At 73.0% G+C, this 15,243-nt stretch carries 21 protein-coding genes and 1 tRNA gene; 10 read left to right on the top strand and 12 right to left on the bottom strand.

Going from position 1 to position 15,243, the window contains the following annotated elements; all coding sequences use genetic code 11:
• The gene (locus IE331_RS09960; protein ID WP_192142993.1) at positions 1 to 1,242 is read left to right on the top strand and encodes a beta-ketoacyl-[acyl-carrier-protein] synthase family protein; all 1,242 of its coding nucleotides are present in this window, start codon (positions 1 to 3) and stop codon (positions 1,240 to 1,242) included.
• 226 nt (positions 1,243 to 1,468) lie between these two features.
• Here the strand turns inward: IE331_RS09960 and IE331_RS09965 are convergent, their stop codons facing one another.
• The 3 genes from IE331_RS09965 to IE331_RS09975 form a co-directional block, all read right to left on the bottom strand.
• Positions 1,469 to 2,371 carry a sucrase ferredoxin gene (locus IE331_RS09965; RefSeq protein ID WP_192142995.1) on the bottom strand — a complete coding sequence of 301 codons (903 nt, stop codon included), beginning with the start codon at positions 2,369 to 2,371 and terminating at the stop codon, positions 1,469 to 1,471.
• Complete coding sequence (locus IE331_RS09970) at positions 2,368 to 3,423, bottom strand: JmjC domain-containing protein (RefSeq protein WP_201931527.1); 1,056 nt, start codon at positions 3,421 to 3,423, stop codon at positions 2,368 to 2,370. The genes IE331_RS09965 and IE331_RS09970 overlap by 4 nt, the downstream gene beginning before the upstream one ends.
• Positions 3,424 to 3,485: 62 nt before the next feature.
• On the bottom strand, positions 3,486 to 3,821 hold the full coding sequence (locus IE331_RS09975) for a hypothetical protein (protein WP_192142997.1): 336 nt from the start codon (positions 3,819 to 3,821) through the stop codon (positions 3,486 to 3,488).
• Positions 3,822 to 3,915: 94 nt separating this feature from the next.
• Between IE331_RS09975 and IE331_RS09980 the strand changes: the two genes are divergently transcribed.
• Positions 3,916 to 4,815, top strand: coding sequence for a crotonase/enoyl-CoA hydratase family protein (locus IE331_RS09980; RefSeq protein WP_192142999.1), 900 nt, complete (start codon positions 3,916 to 3,918; stop codon positions 4,813 to 4,815).
• Between the two features lie 50 nt (positions 4,816 to 4,865).
• Here IE331_RS09980 and IE331_RS09985 read toward each other — a convergent pair whose 3' ends face one another.
• The 3 genes from IE331_RS09985 to IE331_RS09995 form a co-directional block, all read right to left on the bottom strand.
• A complete protein-coding gene (locus IE331_RS09985; protein ID WP_192143001.1) occupies positions 4,866 to 5,096 on the bottom strand; it encodes a hypothetical protein in 231 nt (76 codons plus the stop codon).
• 5 nt (positions 5,097 to 5,101) lie between these two features.
• Positions 5,102 to 5,629, bottom strand: a complete 528-nt coding sequence (locus IE331_RS09990; protein WP_449866962.1) for a DUF3145 domain-containing protein — start codon at positions 5,627 to 5,629, stop codon at positions 5,102 to 5,104.
• 150 nt (positions 5,630 to 5,779) lie between these two features.
• The gene (locus tag IE331_RS09995; protein ID WP_192143005.1) at positions 5,780 to 6,607 is read right to left on the bottom strand and encodes a PP2C family protein-serine/threonine phosphatase; all 828 of its coding nucleotides are present in this window, start codon (positions 6,605 to 6,607) and stop codon (positions 5,780 to 5,782) included.
• Between the two features lie 179 nt (positions 6,608 to 6,786).
• Here IE331_RS09995 and IE331_RS10000 point away from each other — a divergent pair, with 179 nt between their 5' ends.
• The gene (locus tag IE331_RS10000; RefSeq protein WP_192143007.1) at positions 6,787 to 8,199 is read left to right on the top strand and encodes a serine/threonine-protein kinase; all 1,413 of its coding nucleotides are present in this window, start codon (positions 6,787 to 6,789) and stop codon (positions 8,197 to 8,199) included.
• On the opposite strand, the gene IE331_RS10005 is transcribed toward IE331_RS10000, so the two are convergent.
• Positions 8,100 to 8,819, bottom strand: coding sequence for a potassium channel family protein (locus IE331_RS10005; RefSeq protein WP_192143009.1), 720 nt, complete (start codon positions 8,817 to 8,819; stop codon positions 8,100 to 8,102). The genes IE331_RS10000 and IE331_RS10005 overlap by 100 nt on opposite strands.
• Positions 8,820 to 8,884: 65 nt before the next feature.
• The gene (locus tag IE331_RS10010) at positions 8,885 to 9,313 is read right to left on the bottom strand and encodes an ArsI/CadI family heavy metal resistance metalloenzyme (RefSeq protein WP_192143011.1); all 429 of its coding nucleotides are present in this window, start codon (positions 9,311 to 9,313) and stop codon (positions 8,885 to 8,887) included.
• 80 nt (positions 9,314 to 9,393) lie between these two features.
• On the opposite strand from IE331_RS10010, the gene IE331_RS10015 reads away from it, so the two are divergent.
• From IE331_RS10015 to IE331_RS10030, 4 genes are read left to right on the top strand one after another with little or no spacing between them, the layout of a single operon-like run.
• The gene (locus IE331_RS10015; RefSeq protein WP_192143013.1) at positions 9,394 to 9,753 is read left to right on the top strand and encodes an ArsR/SmtB family transcription factor; all 360 of its coding nucleotides are present in this window, start codon (positions 9,394 to 9,396) and stop codon (positions 9,751 to 9,753) included.
• A complete protein-coding gene (locus IE331_RS10020) occupies positions 9,750 to 10,445 on the top strand; it encodes an aquaporin (RefSeq protein WP_192143015.1) in 696 nt (231 codons plus the stop codon). Before IE331_RS10015 ends, IE331_RS10020 begins: the two co-directional genes overlap by 4 nt.
• The gene (locus tag IE331_RS10025; RefSeq protein ID WP_192143017.1) at positions 10,442 to 10,864 is read left to right on the top strand and encodes an arsenate reductase ArsC; all 423 of its coding nucleotides are present in this window, start codon (positions 10,442 to 10,444) and stop codon (positions 10,862 to 10,864) included. Before IE331_RS10020 ends, IE331_RS10025 begins: the two co-directional genes overlap by 4 nt.
• The gene (locus IE331_RS10030; RefSeq protein ID WP_318646806.1) at positions 10,861 to 11,373 is read left to right on the top strand and encodes a GNAT family N-acetyltransferase; all 513 of its coding nucleotides are present in this window, start codon (positions 10,861 to 10,863) and stop codon (positions 11,371 to 11,373) included. Before IE331_RS10025 ends, IE331_RS10030 begins: the two co-directional genes overlap by 4 nt.
• A gap of 47 nt (positions 11,374 to 11,420) precedes the next feature.
• Here the strand turns inward: IE331_RS10030 and IE331_RS10035 are convergent, their stop codons facing one another.
• Complete coding sequence (locus tag IE331_RS10035) at positions 11,421 to 12,221, bottom strand: HAD-IIA family hydrolase (protein WP_192143019.1); 801 nt, start codon at positions 12,219 to 12,221, stop codon at positions 11,421 to 11,423.
• 47 nt (positions 12,222 to 12,268) lie between these two features.
• On the bottom strand, positions 12,269 to 12,427 hold the full coding sequence (locus IE331_RS10040) for a hypothetical protein (RefSeq protein ID WP_192143021.1): 159 nt from the start codon (positions 12,425 to 12,427) through the stop codon (positions 12,269 to 12,271).
• Positions 12,428 to 12,637: 210 nt separating this feature from the next.
• Between IE331_RS10040 and IE331_RS10045 the strand changes: the two genes are divergently transcribed.
• Both IE331_RS10045 and IE331_RS10050 read left to right on the top strand, forming a co-directional pair.
• Positions 12,638 to 12,841 carry a hypothetical protein gene (locus IE331_RS10045; RefSeq protein WP_192143023.1) on the top strand — a complete coding sequence of 68 codons (204 nt, stop codon included), beginning with the start codon at positions 12,638 to 12,640 and terminating at the stop codon, positions 12,839 to 12,841.
• Between the two features lie 10 nt (positions 12,842 to 12,851).
• Positions 12,852 to 13,406 carry a mycothiol transferase gene (locus IE331_RS10050; RefSeq protein ID WP_192143025.1) on the top strand — a complete coding sequence of 185 codons (555 nt, stop codon included), beginning with the start codon at positions 12,852 to 12,854 and terminating at the stop codon, positions 13,404 to 13,406.
• Between the two features lie 31 nt (positions 13,407 to 13,437).
• On the opposite strand, the gene IE331_RS10055 is transcribed toward IE331_RS10050, so the two are convergent.
• Positions 13,438 to 13,854, bottom strand: coding sequence for a VOC family protein (locus tag IE331_RS10055; protein WP_192143027.1), 417 nt, complete (start codon positions 13,852 to 13,854; stop codon positions 13,438 to 13,440).
• Between the two features lie 150 nt (positions 13,855 to 14,004).
• Here IE331_RS10055 and IE331_RS10060 point away from each other — a divergent pair, with 150 nt between their 5' ends.
• The gene (locus IE331_RS10060; protein ID WP_192143029.1) at positions 14,005 to 14,925 is read left to right on the top strand and encodes a homocysteine S-methyltransferase family protein; all 921 of its coding nucleotides are present in this window, start codon (positions 14,005 to 14,007) and stop codon (positions 14,923 to 14,925) included.
• Between the two features lie 238 nt (positions 14,926 to 15,163).
• Here the strand turns inward: IE331_RS10060 and IE331_RS10065 are convergent.
• Positions 15,164 to 15,240, bottom strand: a tRNA-Ile gene (locus tag IE331_RS10065).
• Positions 15,241 to 15,243 lie beyond the last annotated feature (3 nt).

Consider the following 15,243-nt stretch of genomic DNA (forward strand, 5'->3'; position numbering starts at 1 on the left):
ATGTCTCACACCAGCGTCGTCGTCACCGGACTCGGGACGACCTCCCCTGTCGGAGGCGACGTACCCACCACGTGGGCCGCCCTGCTGGACGGCCGTTCCGGCGTCGCCCCGCTCGAGCACGAGTGGGCCGAGCAGCTCGGCACCCGGATCGCCGGCGAGGTCGCCGTCGAGCCCGGTGACGTCCTGGACCGGGTCAAGGCCCGGCGCCTGGACCGGTCCGGCCAGCTGGCGATGGTGGCGGCGCTGGAGGCGTGGGCCGACGCGGGTCTGAACGCGGACGACGCCGACGTCGATCCCGAGCGCCTCGCCGTGGCGATGGCCTCGGGCATCGGCGGCGTCACCACGCTGCTGTCGAACTACGACAGCCTCAAGGAGAAGGGGCCGCGGCGGGTCTCCCCCCTCGCGATCCCGATGCTGATGCCCAACGGGCCGGCCGCGGCGATCGGGCTGGCGCTGGGCGCCAAGGCCGGCGTGCACACCCCGGTGTCGGCGTGCGCCTCCGGCAACGAGTCGATCTCGCTCGGCATCGACATGATCCGGCTCGGCCGGGCGGACGTGGTCGTCGTCGGCGGCACCGAGGCCGCGGTGCACCCGCTGCCGATCGCCGCCTTCGGGCAGATGATGGCGCTCTCCAAGCGCAACGACGAGCCCGAGCGTGCCTCCCGCCCCTGGGACAAGGGCCGCGACGGCTTCGTCCTCGGTGAGGGTGCCGCCGTGCTGGTCCTCGAGTCCGCCGAGCACGCCGCAGCCCGCGGCGCGCGGGTGTACGCCGAGGCCGCCGGTGCCGGCATCACCGCCGACTCCCACGACATCGCCCAGCCCGACCCGGCCGGCCTGGGGGCCACCCGGGCGATGAGGATGGCGCTGCGCGAGTCCGGTCTCGAGGCCGGCGACATCGTGCACGTGAACGCGCACGCCACCTCGACCCCGCAGGGCGACCTGGCCGAGGCCGGGGCGATCCGCAACGCGCTCGGCGCCGCCGCGGACCGGGTGATCCTCACCTCGACCAAGTCGATGACCGGGCACCTGCTCGGCGCCGCCGGCGCGCTGGAGTCCCTGGCCACCGTGCTCGCCCTGCACCACCGGGTGGTGCCGCCGACCATCAACCTCGAGGACCCCGAGGACATCGGCTTCGAGGTCCCCGAGAAGTCCCGCGAGCTGCCCGCCGGCGACCTGGCCGCGCTGAACAACTCGTTCGGCTTCGGCGGTCACAACGTGGCCCTCGCGTTCCGGACCGTCTGACCCCGGCCCCACGGCGTACCCGCGGCTCGTCCGCGGTGACCAAAGAGCCGCAATTGCGGCCGTTTGACATGATCTCGCGCTGATTCACTGTCGAACGGCCGCAATTGCGGCTCTTCGGCGCGTTCCGGGAGAGCCGATGTGTCACAACGGCGCAATTGCGGCCGTTGGACATGTTCTCGGGCCGAATCTCTGTCACAGGGCCGCAATTGCGGCCGTACGGCGCGGGTCAGGCGAGCCGACGGATGCCCAGCACCTGATGGTCCGGAGCGGTGTTCTCCCGCTGGGCGCCGCAGGTGAGCAGGTGCTCGCCGGAGCCGGGGACGGTGCGGATCCGGACCTCCCAGCGTCCGTCGGGGGCCTCGAAGTCGGCCACCAGGTCGGCACCGGTACGACGGCGGGTGAGCGGCCGCACGGCCCCCGACCGGGTCTCGCCGAGCTCCCGCCGCAGCGCGATCTCGGCCGCCTGCACGGCCATGGGGATGCCGGACCGGCCGCGGAGGTGGTCCAGGTCGAGCTCCCCGGCGAGAGTGGCGTCCGCCAGTGACGGGGCCTGCTGGGGGTCGATCCGCCCGTAGTAGAGCCCGTCCGGGAGCACCAGCAGGTTGGCGGCGAACCGGTCGCCGCCGATGTGCGAGCACTCCCAGGTCTCCTCGGGGTGCGACTCGCACAGGGCCGCGGCGACCGGTCGGCCGCGCTCGGCGCAGCACACGTCGTGCCGGCCGTGCGTGCACACGCACAGCAGCGGGCCGTCGGCGGGCTCCAGCCCGGGCGACCTGCCGGCGCCGAGGGCGGCCAGGTCCAGGTCGAGCAGGCCCTCGGGCTCGGGGAGCAACGCCGTCTCCAGCCAGGGCGAGACCGGGTCGGCGTACGCGGCGAAGACGCGGCACCCGTCCACCGCCGCCCCGCGCCGGGCGTGACGCCGGATCAGCAGGACCCGGACGCCGGCGGCCCGCGCGGCCCGGGTCAGCCCGGAGCGCACCCGCTCGGGCAGCCGGCTGTCCCGGAGCGCGTCGACGCCCCAGGGGCCGGGATTCTCGACCAGGAGGAACGCCCGGACGGTGGAGGCGGTGCCCGTGAGCGGCTCGTCGCGGTCGAGGCTGGCGCCCGCGCACCGGAACGCTGCGCTCACCCGACCACCTCGAGCAGCCCCTCGCGCACGAGGCGGCGGCACAGCACGAGCCGGCTCTGCTCGTCCAGCGGCAGGTCTCCGGGGCGCAGCGTCGGGTCGGCGCGCACCCGCTCCAGGGCGGGGCGGAGCCAGCCGGGTACGGCGAGCTGGCGGTCGCCGAGCAGCACCCGCACCCGGTCCCCGTCGTCCACGAGGACGCAGGGATGCCCGGGCCGACGGCGCAGCAGGCTGTCGTCGCTCAGGGTCCGCACGGCGAGGACGTCCTTCAGCCCGCCCCGCTGCCGGGTCGGCCGCTCGGTGAGGAACCGCTCGCTCTCGGCCCGGGCCGCGGCGGGTACGTCGACGGCCCGGACGGCGTCGGCGAGCGCCTGCAGGCGGTCGGCCAGGCCCTCGGTGAGCAGGTCGGGTTCGTCGGGGTAGCCGGCCGGCAGGTGCCCGTCGTCAACGGCGTCGACGACCTGGCGGAGGGTGCGCTGCACCAGACCCTTCCAGGTGCGCTGGTTGATGCCGATGGTGACGTGCAGCGACGCCGTGTCCTGCGTCCGGGCGGCGTGCGGCGTGCCGGTCGGCAGGTACATGCTCAGCCCGGGCTCGAGCAGCACGCTCTCCGCGCCGTCCTCGCCGTGCACCTCCCACAGCTTCGTGCCGTGGGTCTGGAAGACGAACACGTCGTGGCCGTCGGAGTGCACCGCGAAGCCCTGCGACCCGGGCGGGGTGAGGTAGGCGTTGGCCTGGCACGGGTGTCCGAGCTCGGCCTCCAGCTCCGCGACCAGGTCGGTCAGGGGCTGCCAGTACCGGTGCAGCCCCTGGAGCACGATCGTGCCGCCCTGCTCGAAGAGCTCCAGGGCCCGGCGGGCGTCGACGAGACCGGTCAGCGGCCGGCCGGCGAGGGTGGCGCCGCGACGGGTGTAGGCGGACTCCGCGAGCACCGAGCCGTCCCTGGCCACCCGGATCGCGGGGGTGCGCAGCGCGGTCGAGGTGAGCAGGTGGTCGACGTCGTCGAGCGAGAGCAGCGCCGTGAGCCGCGACGGGTCCGTGCGGTGCTGGTGCACGCGTGACGCCCAGACCTTCGTCACGAAGGTCTGGGCGTCACCGCTGAGCAGGTCGAGAGCGGTCAGCGTGCCGCTCCGTCGGTGCCGTCGGCGTCCGCGTCACTGGCGTCCGCGTCCGCGTCGCTGGCGTCGGCATCCGCGTCACTGGCATCGGCATCCGCGTCACTGGCGTCGGCATCCGCGTCACTGGCGTCGGCGTCCGCGTCGCTGGCGTCGGCGTCCGCGTCGCTGGCGTCGCTGTCGGTGGTGTCGCCGTCCGCCACGTCGGTGGCGTCCCCGTCGGTGCCGTCCGCGTCGGTGCCGTCCGCGTCCGTGGAGTCGACCGGCCCGGGGCCGCCGGCCCCGGCGGTGGTGGTCATATCGTCGTCGCTCAGCGGTGAGTCGGGCGTGTTGGTCATCGAGGCCTCCTGTGCGGCACGGCGGACCCTCCGCCGTCGTCCTCAGACCGTACCCAGCGGGTCAACGCGCAAGCACCCCGCTAGCCTCGCTCGCATGCGCTCCGAGACCCCCAGCCCGCAGAGGCCCGACTACCAGACCATCCGCTACGAGGTCGCCGACGGCATCCTCACCCTGACCCTGGACCGACCGGATGCCCTGAACGCGTTCACCGTCGAGATGGCCGACGAGCTCGAGGACGCGTTCGAGCGGGCCAGCCTGGAGGACGAGGTCCGGGCGATCGTCGTCACCGGCGCCGGGCGCGCGTTCTGCGCCGGGATGGACCTCTCGGCCGAGGGCAACGTCTTCGGTCTCGACGAGTCGCTCAACCCGACGATGGAGGACATGAGCGACCGGATCGACGATCCCGAGATCCACCGCGGGGTCCGCGACACCGGCGGACGGGTGACGCTGGCGATCTTCAACTGCCTCAAGCCGGTCATCGGCGCCGTGAACGGTCCGGCGGTCGGGATCGGGGCGACGATGCTCTGCGCAATGGACGTGCGGATGGCCTCGGAGAAGGCCAGGGTGGGCTTCGTCTTCGGCCGGATCGGGATCACCCCGGAGGCGGCCTCGACCTGGTTCCTGCCCCGGATCGTGGGCATCTCCCGGGCGCTCGAGTGGGTCTACTCGGCCGACGTCCTCACCGCGGACGAGGCACGGGAGGGCGGTTTCGTGCGCTCGGTCCACCCCGACGACGAGCTGCTGGACGAGGCCTACGCGCTGGCCAGGAAGTTCACCGCGAACCGCTCCCCCGTGGGTACGGCGCTCGCACGGCACATGATGTACCGCAACTCCGCGCAGCACCATCCGCTGGAGGCCCACCGGGTCGACTCGCTGGCGATGTTCTGGACCAGCGTCGGCGACGGCAAGGAGGGCGTGGCCGCCTTCCGGGACAAGCGCGACCCGGAGTTCACCGGCAAGGCCTCGGAGATGCCTCCGTTCTTTCCCTGGTAGGTCTCACGGGGCGCGCGCCCACGCGCCTCCGACCGCGTCCGAGGCTCGGCCTAGCGGCGTTGGACGAGGCGACTCACCTCGCGCAGGGTCTCCACGAGGCCCCACGCAGCCAGCAGCAGGAGGAGTCCGGCCAGGCCCCACAGGAAGCGGCGATTGCCCAGTGGCTCGTCCGGCCCGGCCCACGACAGCGCCAGCACCGCGAGGCCCCCGAGCACGACGAGTCTCAGGATGCCGCGTGCCACGGCACCGCCCGGGGTGCTCGCCGCCCCCGGGGCAGGCATCGGGCTCACCCCACCTGGTGCAACCAGCGGACCGGCGCGCCCTCACCGGCGTGCCGGAAGGTCTCGAGCTCGTCGTCCCAGCGCTTGCCGAGAAGCTTGTCGATCTCGTCGAGGACGGTGGTCTCGCCCAGGGCGGCCTTCACCACGGCGGCCTTGACCCGGTCCTCGGGGATCATCAGGTCGCCGTGCAGCCCGGTGACGCCGTGGAAGATGCCGAGCTCGGGAGTGTAGGAGTAGCGGGCGCCCTCGGTGCCCGGGGTGGGCTCCTCGGTGATCTCGAAGCGCAGGTGGTTCCATCCGCGCAGCGCCGAGGCGACGGCGGCGGCCGAGCCGGCGTCTCCGGTCCAGGAGAGCTCGGCCCGGTAGGTGCCTGCCTGAGCCGGCTGGGGCGTCCAGTCCAGGCTCACGGCAACACCGAGCACCCCACCCACGGCCCACTCGATGTGAGGGCACAACGCAGAGGGCGAGGAGTGCACGTAGAGCACACCCCTCGTCACCGTGTTGCTGATGGTGCGGTTCGCAGTCGTGGTCACCGTGACCTCCTTCATCTCCGGCGTCGAGGTGACGCCTTCCCCAGCGGTCTCGACGGAGATGTCGGTGCAGTCAAAGTGACAGATGTGTAGTTATGACTCCATTGTGGCGCACGTTCCAGCCGAAAGCCAGCAAATCGCCGCAACCACGGCTCAGTGGGCGGTGGCGTGCCCGGTGCCCGCGATGTTGGCGGGGTCCCGGACCGCTCCCAGCAGCTGCCCCACCAATGGCTCGCCGGGAGCGCCCGTCACCGGCGGACCGTCCACCACGTCGAGGACCAGGCAGGTGACGTTGTCGAGGCCGCCCCGGTCCAGCGCCTCCTGGACCAGGGCCGCCGCGGCCGCCTGCGGCTCCGGCACACCCAGCAGGTCACCGATCCGGTCCGGCGGCACCAGGTCGGTCAGCCCGTCGCTGCACAGCAGGATCCGGTCCCCCGGCTGCGCGTCCAGGTCGACCAGGTCGGGGTGCTCCAGCGGCCGGGCCGGCCCGCCGTGCAGCGACCGGAGCACGACGTTGCGCCAGGGGTGATCCCTGGCGGCGGCGGGATCGAGGTGTCCGGCGTCGACGAGCGACTGCACGTAGGTGTGGTCGGTCGAGACCTGGTGCAGCATCGCGTCGCGGAGCAGGTAGGCACGCGAGTCGCCGACGTGGGCGAGCACGACCCGTGCGCCGTCGGTGGCGACCGCGGTCAGGGTCGTGGCCATGCCGGCCAGCTGCAGGTCGGCGTCCACGGCCAGGCGCAGCGCGGCGCGGGCCTGGCCGGTCGCGTCGCGCAGGGCGAGGGCGGGGTCGCCGTCGAGGAGGCCCGCGATCCGCTCGAGCAGCACGTGGGTGACGGTGGCCGAGGCCACCTCGCCGGCGGCCGCGCCACCGACGCCGTCGGCGACCAGCGCGAACTGCGGACCCAGGAACCCGGAGTCCTCGTTGTTGTCGCGCCGACGGCCCACATCGGTCACACCTGCTCCGGTGAACCGCAGCACGAGGCACCTCCTAGCGGACGCCCACCCCGGGAGGCAGTAGACCCGACCCGTCCGCGCCCGTCAACCACCATCATCCCCCGCCACCGAAGCCCACCACCGGAGACCGCCGCCGGCGGCTCGGTTCGGGTCCTGCGCCGCGGGCCACCTAGGATCGGGTCCGTGGTCAACGGAGAGGCTCCATGAGCCAGGTCATCGCGCAGCGCTACGAGCTCGACCGGGAGATCGGTCGCGGCGGCATGGGCGCGGTCTACCTGGGCCGCGACCTGGTGCTCGGCCGCGCCGTGGCGCTGAAGCAGGTGGGGCTCCTCCCCGGCGCCAACCAGGCCGACCTGGAGCGGGTCGAGCGCGAGGCCCGGGTCTCGGCGATGCTGCACCACGAGCACGTGGTCTCGGTCTTCGACCTCGTCAACGACGGCGACCAGCACTGGCTGGTCATGGAGTACGTCGAGTCCCACACCCTCGCCGAGCTGGTGCGGGACCGCGGTCCCCTCTCGCCCGACGACGTGGCCGCCCTGGTCTCCCAGGCCGCGGTCGCCCTCGGCGCCGCGCACCGGGCCGGGATCGTGCACCGCGACGTGAAGCCCAGCAACATGCTGGTGACCGACGACGGTCGGCTCAAGCTCAGTGACTTCGGCATCGCCCGCACCAGCGCCGACCCGACCCTGACCCAGACCGGACTGGTCACCGGCTCCCCCGGCTACCTCGCCCCCGAGGTGGCCGCCGGAGGCGCCGCCACCTCCGCCAGCGACGTCTGGTCGCTGGGCGCCACGGTCTTCCACGCGGTGGCCGGCCACCCGCCGTACGACACCCGAGAGAACCTCATGGGCGCGCTCTACCGGATCGTGCACGAGGAGCCGCCGCGCACCGACGCGGCCGGGTGGCTCGACGAGATGCTGCGGAACACGATGCACCGCGACCCGGAGGCCCGGTGGAGCGCGGACCAGGTGGCGGCGTTCCTGCGCAACGGCCCTCAGCACGACGACGCGACCGCGGTGATGGCCCCGGCCGCGGTGCCGGCGAACCCCTCACCCCCGGCCCAGCCGCCCCTGGCGTCCGAGACGACCCAGGTGGTGCCGGAGCCGGGTCGTCGGCGGGTCCCGGTCGGCGTGCTGGCGGCCCTCGGCGCGGCGCTCGCCGTGCTCCTGCTGATCGTCTGGCTGGTCAACCTCGGGCCCGACGACCAGCAGCCGACGGCCGGAGGCGACGACCAGAGCTCTCAGCCTCCCTCCGAGGAGCCCGACCCCGAGCCGAGCCAGGAGCCCGACACCGAGGAGCCGGCGCCGACGGAGGACGAGATGGAGGAGTTCGTCGAGTCCTACCTCGACGCCGCCGCCGACGACCCCGCGACCAGCTGGCCACGACTCACCCCGAGCTTCCAGCAGCAGAGCGGCGGCTTCGGCTCCTACTCCGGCTTCTGGGGTCCGGTCGAGTCCGCCAAGGCCAAGGACATCTCGGCGGACCCGGACGCGCTGACCGTGAGCTACGAGGTCGACTACAAGTTCGAGGACGACCGGGGCAAGCCCGACCCCGAGTCCGTGACGCTCGAGCTCGTGGTCGAGGACGGCGAGCTGCTCATCAACGGCGAGCGCTGATCGTCCACCTCCACGTTGTGGATCAGCCAGGCCGCCACGGACGCGGTCACCACTCCGACCACCGCGATCCCCATCACCATCAGCGCGATCGCGACGAAGCGGCCGGCGGTGGTCACCGGGTAGTGGTCGCCGTAGCCGACAGTGGTGACCGTGGTGGTCGCCCACCAGAGGGCGTCGCCGAACGTCGTGATGTTGGCGTCCTGGCTGCCCCGCTCGACGTCGAGCATCGCCAGCGCACCCAGCCCGATCGAGAGGATCGCGGCGCCGCCGACGTAGGTGCCGACCCGGCCGGCGAGGGTGCCGGCGGCGGTGCGGTTCAGCACCCGGACCAGGACCAGCAGCCGCAGCAGTCGGAGCGGGCGGAGGAACGGCAGCACGACCAGCGCGGCGTCGTACCAGTGCTCGACGACGTACCGGCGGCGCCGCTCGGCCAGCCGCACCCGGACCGCGAAGTCGACCGCGAACAGCAGCCAGACCAGCCCCGAGAAGCCGATCAGGACCCGTTCGAGCGTCCGGTCCAGGTCCGGGTCGAGGATCGGCCACGCGTAGCCCACCAGGAAGGCGAGCGCGAGGACCAGCAGCGGGATCTCGGTGCGGCGCTCCCACCGCTCGACGTCCATGCCGCGAGGCTATCCCCGCGCCCGCCCGCTCCCCGGCACATCCGGCCGGCGTGCGCCGGGTCGGCTCAGGAGGCGCAGCAGGCCGCCGCACCGGAGGCGGCCTCCTCCTGCTCACCGAAGTACGTCGGGCTGTCGGCGAGCACGGTGTAGATCTCCCACTGCTCGCCGTCGGGGGCCCCCTCGACCCAGAACTTGTCCTGGCTGGCGTAGCAGCAGGTGACCTCGCGCTCGTCGGCCGAGGACAGCCCGGCGGCCCGGAGCCGGCTCTGCTCGGTCTCGACGGTGTCGGTGTCCGCGACCTCGACACCGAGGTGGTTCAGCGAGCCGCCCTGGCCGGGGTTCTCGAGCAGGACCAGCTTCAGCGGCGGCTCGGCCACCGCGAAGTTGGCGTAGCCGGGTCGGCGCTTGGCCGGCTCGACGCCGAACAGCCGGCTGTAGAAGCCGACGGCGGCGTCGACGTCGTCGACGTTGAGGGCGAGCTGGATGCGGGACATGATGACTCCTCCTGAGTAGACATAGATGCTGATCGATGTTCAGAGTGGCACTACACATCGACATCTGTCAATGTGTAGGCATGGTCGATTCCCAGCTCACGCTCACCCCGGTCGAGACCGTCGCCTGCTGCTCGCCGCTGACCGCCGAGCCGCTGTCGGCCGAGCGGGCCGAGCGGGTGGCGCCGCTGCTCAAGGCCCTGGCCGACCCGGTGCGGCTCCGGCTGCTGTCGCTGGTCGCCTCGCACGCCGACGGCGAGGCCTGCGTGTGCGACCTGAACGACGCGTTCGACCTCTCCCAGCCGACCATCAGCCACCACCTCAAGGTGCTCCACGAGGTCGGCCTGCTCGAGCGCACCAAGCGCGGGGTCTGGGTCTACTACGCGGTCCGCCCGGCCGCCCTGCGCGACCTCGGCGCGCTGATCGGCGGCGTCGCCGCGTGACCTCCACCCTCGCCCGGCGGGCGGGCGCCGAGCTGGTCGGCACCGCGTTCCTCCTGATGGCGGTGATCGGCTCCGGGATCGCCGCGGTCCGGCTCTCCCCCGACGACACCGGCCTGCAGCTGCTCCAGAACAGCGTCGTCACCGGTGCCGCGCTGGTCGCGCTGATCCTCGCCCTCCAGCCGGTCTCGGCCGCCTTCAACCCGGTCGTGACCCTCGTCGAGCGGGCCTTCGGCTCGCTGGGCAACCGCGAGACCGCCGCCCTGCTCGCCGCCCAGGTGGCCGGCGGCATGCTGGGTGCGGTGCTGGCGAACCTGATGTTCGACCTCGACGCGGTCAGCATCGCCACCCGGGACCGCTCCGGCGGCGGACTGTGGCTGGCCGAGGCCGTCGCCACCTTCGGGCTGGTGCTGGTGATCTTCGGCGGCCTGCGCTCGGGTCGGCCCGAGACCGTCGCGTTCGCGGTCGGCGGCTACATCACCGCCGCCTACTGGTTCACCAGCTCGACCAGCTTCGCCAACCCCGCGGTCACCCTCGCCCGGATGCTCTCCGACACCTTCACCGGGATCGCTCCGTCCTCGGTGGCCATGTTCGTGCTCATGCAGCTCGTCGGCGCCGGCCTGGCCGCCATCGTCGTACGAGCCCTGTATCCGGAGGCAGCGCGCAGCCTCCCCGTCGAGAGGAGCGCCCGATGAGCGTGCCGTCCCGTCCCAGCGTTCTGTTCGTCTGCGTCCACAACGCCGGTCGGTCGCAGATGGCGGCCGGCTGGCTGCGGCACCTGGCCGGTGACCGGGTCGAGGTGCGCTCCGCCGGGTCGCAGCCCGCGGAGGGCGTCAACCCGGCCGCGGTCGAGGCCATGCGCGAGGTCGGCATCGACCTCGGCGCCGCGACCCCCCGGGTGCTAACCACCGAGGCCGTGGAGCTTTCGGACGTGGTGATCACGATGGGCTGCGGCGACGCCTGCCCGTTCTTCCCGGGCAAGCGCTACGAGGACTGGGTGCTCGAGGACCCCGCCGGCCGGGGACTCGAGGCGGTGCGCCCGATCCGGGACGAGATCCGCACCCGGGTCGAGGCGCTCCTGGCGAGCCTCACCTCGGCGGAGCCGTCGCCGTGACCGGCCCGGTCGTCCTGCCGATGACGCGGGAGCACTGGCCGCAGGTCGAGGCGATCTATGCGGCCGGGATCGAGTCCGGGCAGGCGACGTTCGAGAGCGGGCCGCCCACCTGGGAGTCCTTCGACACCGGCCGGCTCCCCGACCCGCGCCTGGTCGCCGTGGACGGCACCGAGGTCCTCGGCTGGGCGGCGGTCACGGCGGTCTCGGACCGCTGCGTCTACACCGGGGTCGTGGAGCACTCGGTGTACGTGGCTCCCGCGGCGCAGGGCCACGGCGTGGGACGGCTCCTGCTCGGCGCACTCGTCGACCGCTGCGAGGACGCCGGGATCTGGACCCTCCAGGCCGGCATCTTCCCGGAGAACACCGCCAGCCTGCGGCTGCACCTCGACCTCGGCTTCCGGATCGTGGGCACCCGGGAGCGGGTGGGACGGATGACGACCGGGCCGCTTGCCGGCCAGTGGCGGGACGTGACGCTGGTCGAGCGCCGCAGCGACCGGGTCGGGGTCTGAGCGACCCGGCGCCGCTCAGGCCAGGCGCTGCTCAGGCCAGGCGCCGCTCAGGCCTGGGGCGCGTCCTGGCCGGCGAGCTCGACCAGGTCGGCGACCGACTCGATGACCCGGGTCGGCCGATAGGGGAAGGTGTCGACCTGGTCCGGCCGGGTCGAGCCGGTCTGCACCAGGAACGTGCGGATCCCCGCCTCGAGGCCGCTGATGATGTCGGTGTCCATCCGGTCCCCGATCATGATCGTGGTCTCCGAGTGCGCCTCGAGCCGGTTCAGGGCACTGCGCATCATCAGCGGGTTCGGCTTGCCGACGAAGTACGGCTGGCGGCGGGTGGCGGTGCTGATCAACGCCGCCACCGACCCGGTCGCCGGGAGGGTGCCGTGCACGCTCGGGCCACTCGGGTCCGGGTTGGTGGCGATGAACCGGGCTCCGCCCTCGATCAGCCGGATCGCCCGGGTGATCGCCTCGAAGGAGTAGGTCCGGGTCTCCCCCAGCACCACGTAGTCGGGATCCCGATCGGTCATCACGTAGCCGACGTCGTGCATCGCCGTGGTCAGCCCCGCCTCCCCCACGACGTACGCCGTGCCGCCGGGGCGCTGGTCGTGGAGGAAGTCGGCCGTCGCCAGGGCCGAGGTCCACAACGCGTCCTCGGGCACGTCGATGCCGCTGTTGAGCAGCCGGGCGCGCAGGTCGCGCGGGGTGAAGATCGAGTTGTTGGTCAGCACCAGGAACCGCTTGCCGGAGGCCTTGAGCGCCTCGATGAACTCCTTGGCGCCGTCGATCGGGTGCTCCTCGTGGACCAGCACCCCGTCCATGTCGGTCAACCAGGTCTCGATGGGCCGGGGTGTGTCCATGGCGGCATCCTCGCACGCGAGCGGCGCGGCCCCGGCGCCGTCCGCGGTCAGACCGACCAGCGCACGGCGTCGACGAAGAACTCGGCCGCCGGGCTCACCCCGTGCAGGTCGTCGCGCTCCGCGAGCAGGTCGGTCACCGCCCGCGCCCGGCGGCTGATCCTGGTCAGCCGCTGGTCCGACTGCTGCTCGAGCTGCTTCTCGTCCATGGTGCACTCCCCCGGTCCGGTCGACCCGCCGACCGGGTCGCGAGGCAGCAGCGTGCACGACGCGTGAGGCGCGATGATGTCCGTGGGGTTACGGGCGTGTGAGCACGACCGGGCGGATCCACGCCGTCGTCGCCCGCGTCGACCACGCCGAGGCTTCAGCCGGGCCCGATCCGGGTACAGGCGGGGCAGGAACCGACAACAGGAGGCTCAATGAGATCGCTCATCGGCATCGTGCTCGTGGTCTGGCTGCTGATCGGGGTCGCCGCCGCCTTCCAGCGCGGCTACTTCGGCGACGACCGCGAGGTGAACTGCAAGACCACCAGCGACACTGCCCTGACGGTCGTGGCCGGGCCGCTCAACTACGTGGGGGTCAACCCCAAGGTCGACTGCACGACCCCGCAGCCCTCGGAGTAGGAGCGTTCGCATGGGGACCGACGACCCTCCGTGGGAGCCCCCGCTCGCGGGCACCGAGGTCGAGCACCTCCTCGGTGCCCTGGAGCGGTTGCGCGCCACGTTCCGCTGGAAGGCCGCGGACCTCGGCCCGGCGGAGCTGGCCGCGGGCATCCCGTCGTCCGGGCTGACCCTGGGCGGCCTGCTCAAGCACCTTGCGTGCGTCGAGGACGTGACCTTCGCCGCCAAGCTGGCCGGGGTCGCGCCCGGGGAGCCGTGGCAGTCGGTGGACTGGGACCGGGAGCCGGACTGGGACTTCACCTCCGCCGCCGACGACTCGCCCGAGGAGCTGTACGCCTTGTGGGACGGCGCCGTGGCGCGCTCCCGGGAGCGGGTGGCCGCCGCCCTCGCCGACGGCGGCCTCGACCACCCGGCGCAGGTCGTGGTCGACGGGGTGCACGCCAGCCTGCGCCGGCTGGTCTGCGACCTGGTCGAGGAGTACGGCCGGCACACCGGGCACGCGGACCTGCTCCGCGAGGCGATCGACGGCCGGGTGGGTGAGGACCCACCTCCCGAGATGCCGTGGTGACCGGCCCCGGGTCCCCCGGGGGCGCCGTCCCTCAGCCCACCGACTCCGAGATCTCCACCAGGTGCCCGTCCGGGTCACGGGTGAAGGCACGCACCTCGGCACCCCAGTCGTACGGCGGCGCGAGGAACTCCGCTCCCCGGTCCCGCAGGGTCTCGTAGGCGGCCCGGCAGTCCGGCACCTTCAGCGTCATGGCGTGACTGACCCGGTCCGGCTCACCCGGTGCGGCGAGCGCCACCCCGGGCTTGTCCGGCGTGGGGTCTCCTCCGGTCACCAGGAGCAGCCAGGTGCCGGCGAACCGGAGCACGGCACTCGTCCCGCCGTACTCCCGGTAGAGGCTGGCACCGAGCACCTCCACCCACCAGGCGCGGGACCGGGCGAGGTCGGTGACGACCAGGATCTGGGTCACCGCCACCTCTGGACCGGGGAAGGGGTGCTCGGGGTCGGTCATGCTCGCCTCGCTCGGGTCGACTGGCACCAGTGTGTACCCGTCCCTCATTGCCCGCCCCCGCGCCGAGGCGGATGATCGGAGTCAGGGGGCGAGTCTGCCGGGCCGCGACGGCGTGGGTCCGGCAGGGCATGCGCAGGAGAGGACGAACCGATGAACCACTCGCTACCGCAGCTCGGCGGGCAGGTCTTCCTCAGCGAGGCGGGCCTCGAGACCGACCTGATCTTCCACCACGGCTACGAACTGCCGCACTTCGCGGCGTTCCCACTGCTCGAGTCCCCCGACGGGCGCCGACTGCTCACCGACTACTACCAGGCCGTGATCGAGATCGCGCGCAACGCCGGCACCGGGGCGGTCCTGGAGACGCCGACCTGGCGGGCGAGTCCCGACTGGGGCGGGCTCCTCGACCATCCCGCCGACCGGCTGGACGCCGCCAACCGCGACGCGGTCGGGTTCCTCCAGGGGCTCCGGGCGGCCAATCCCGACGTGACCGTCGTCGTCAGCGGCAACCTCGGCCCCCGCGGCGACGGCTACGTGACCGGCGAGCTCATGTCACCGGAGGAGGCGGCGGCCTACCACCGCACGCAGATCGACTCCTTCGCCACCGCCGGCGCCGACCTGGTCACCGTGCTCACCATGACCTACCGAGAGGAGGCGATCGGCATCGTCATGGCGGCGCGAGAGGCGGGGCTGCCGGTCGTGGTCTCGTTCACCGTGGAGACCGACGGCAGCCTCCCCTCGGGCCAGTCGCTGGCCGAGGCGATCACGGAGGTGGACGAGGCCACCGACGGGTACGCCGCCTACTTCATGCTGAACTGCGCGCACCCGGACCACTTCGAGGCGGTGCTGGCCGGCCCGGGCCCGTGGCACCGGCTCTGCGGGCTCCGGGCGAACGCGTCCCGCATGAGCCATGCCGAGCTCGACGACGCCACCGAGCTCGACCGGGGCGACGAGGCCGAGCTGGCCGCGGCGTACGCGCGGATCCGGGACGTGCTGCCGCAGCTCGCGGTCGCGGGCGGGTGCTGCGGGACCGACCTCGCCCATCTGCGGGCGATCAGCCACGCCCTGCACTGACCGAGGGCACGGGGTTCACGCGAACCGGGGTCGACCCCGGGATCCGTGGCGACGCTCTACGATTTGCAGGTTCTGGGGCCCTGAAACCTGCCGAACGTAGAGCCTCGCGGATCGGCGCGAGGGTCCGGCTCACGTGGCTCAAGCTGCGCCTGAAGCCGAACCACACCCGGCAACACCAGCCGGGCGGTCGCCTGCAAGCAGCCGACCCACCTGACCGGCGCCGCCGAACCACGTGTGCTGGTGGGGCGGGTGGGGCTCGAACCCACGACCCAAGGATTATGAGTCCTCTGCTCTGACCGACTGAGCTACCGCCCCGCG

This window comes from Nocardioides donggukensis (assembly GCF_014842875.1).
GTDB classification, from domain to species: domain Bacteria; phylum Actinomycetota; class Actinomycetes; order Propionibacteriales; family Nocardioidaceae; genus Nocardioides; species Nocardioides donggukensis.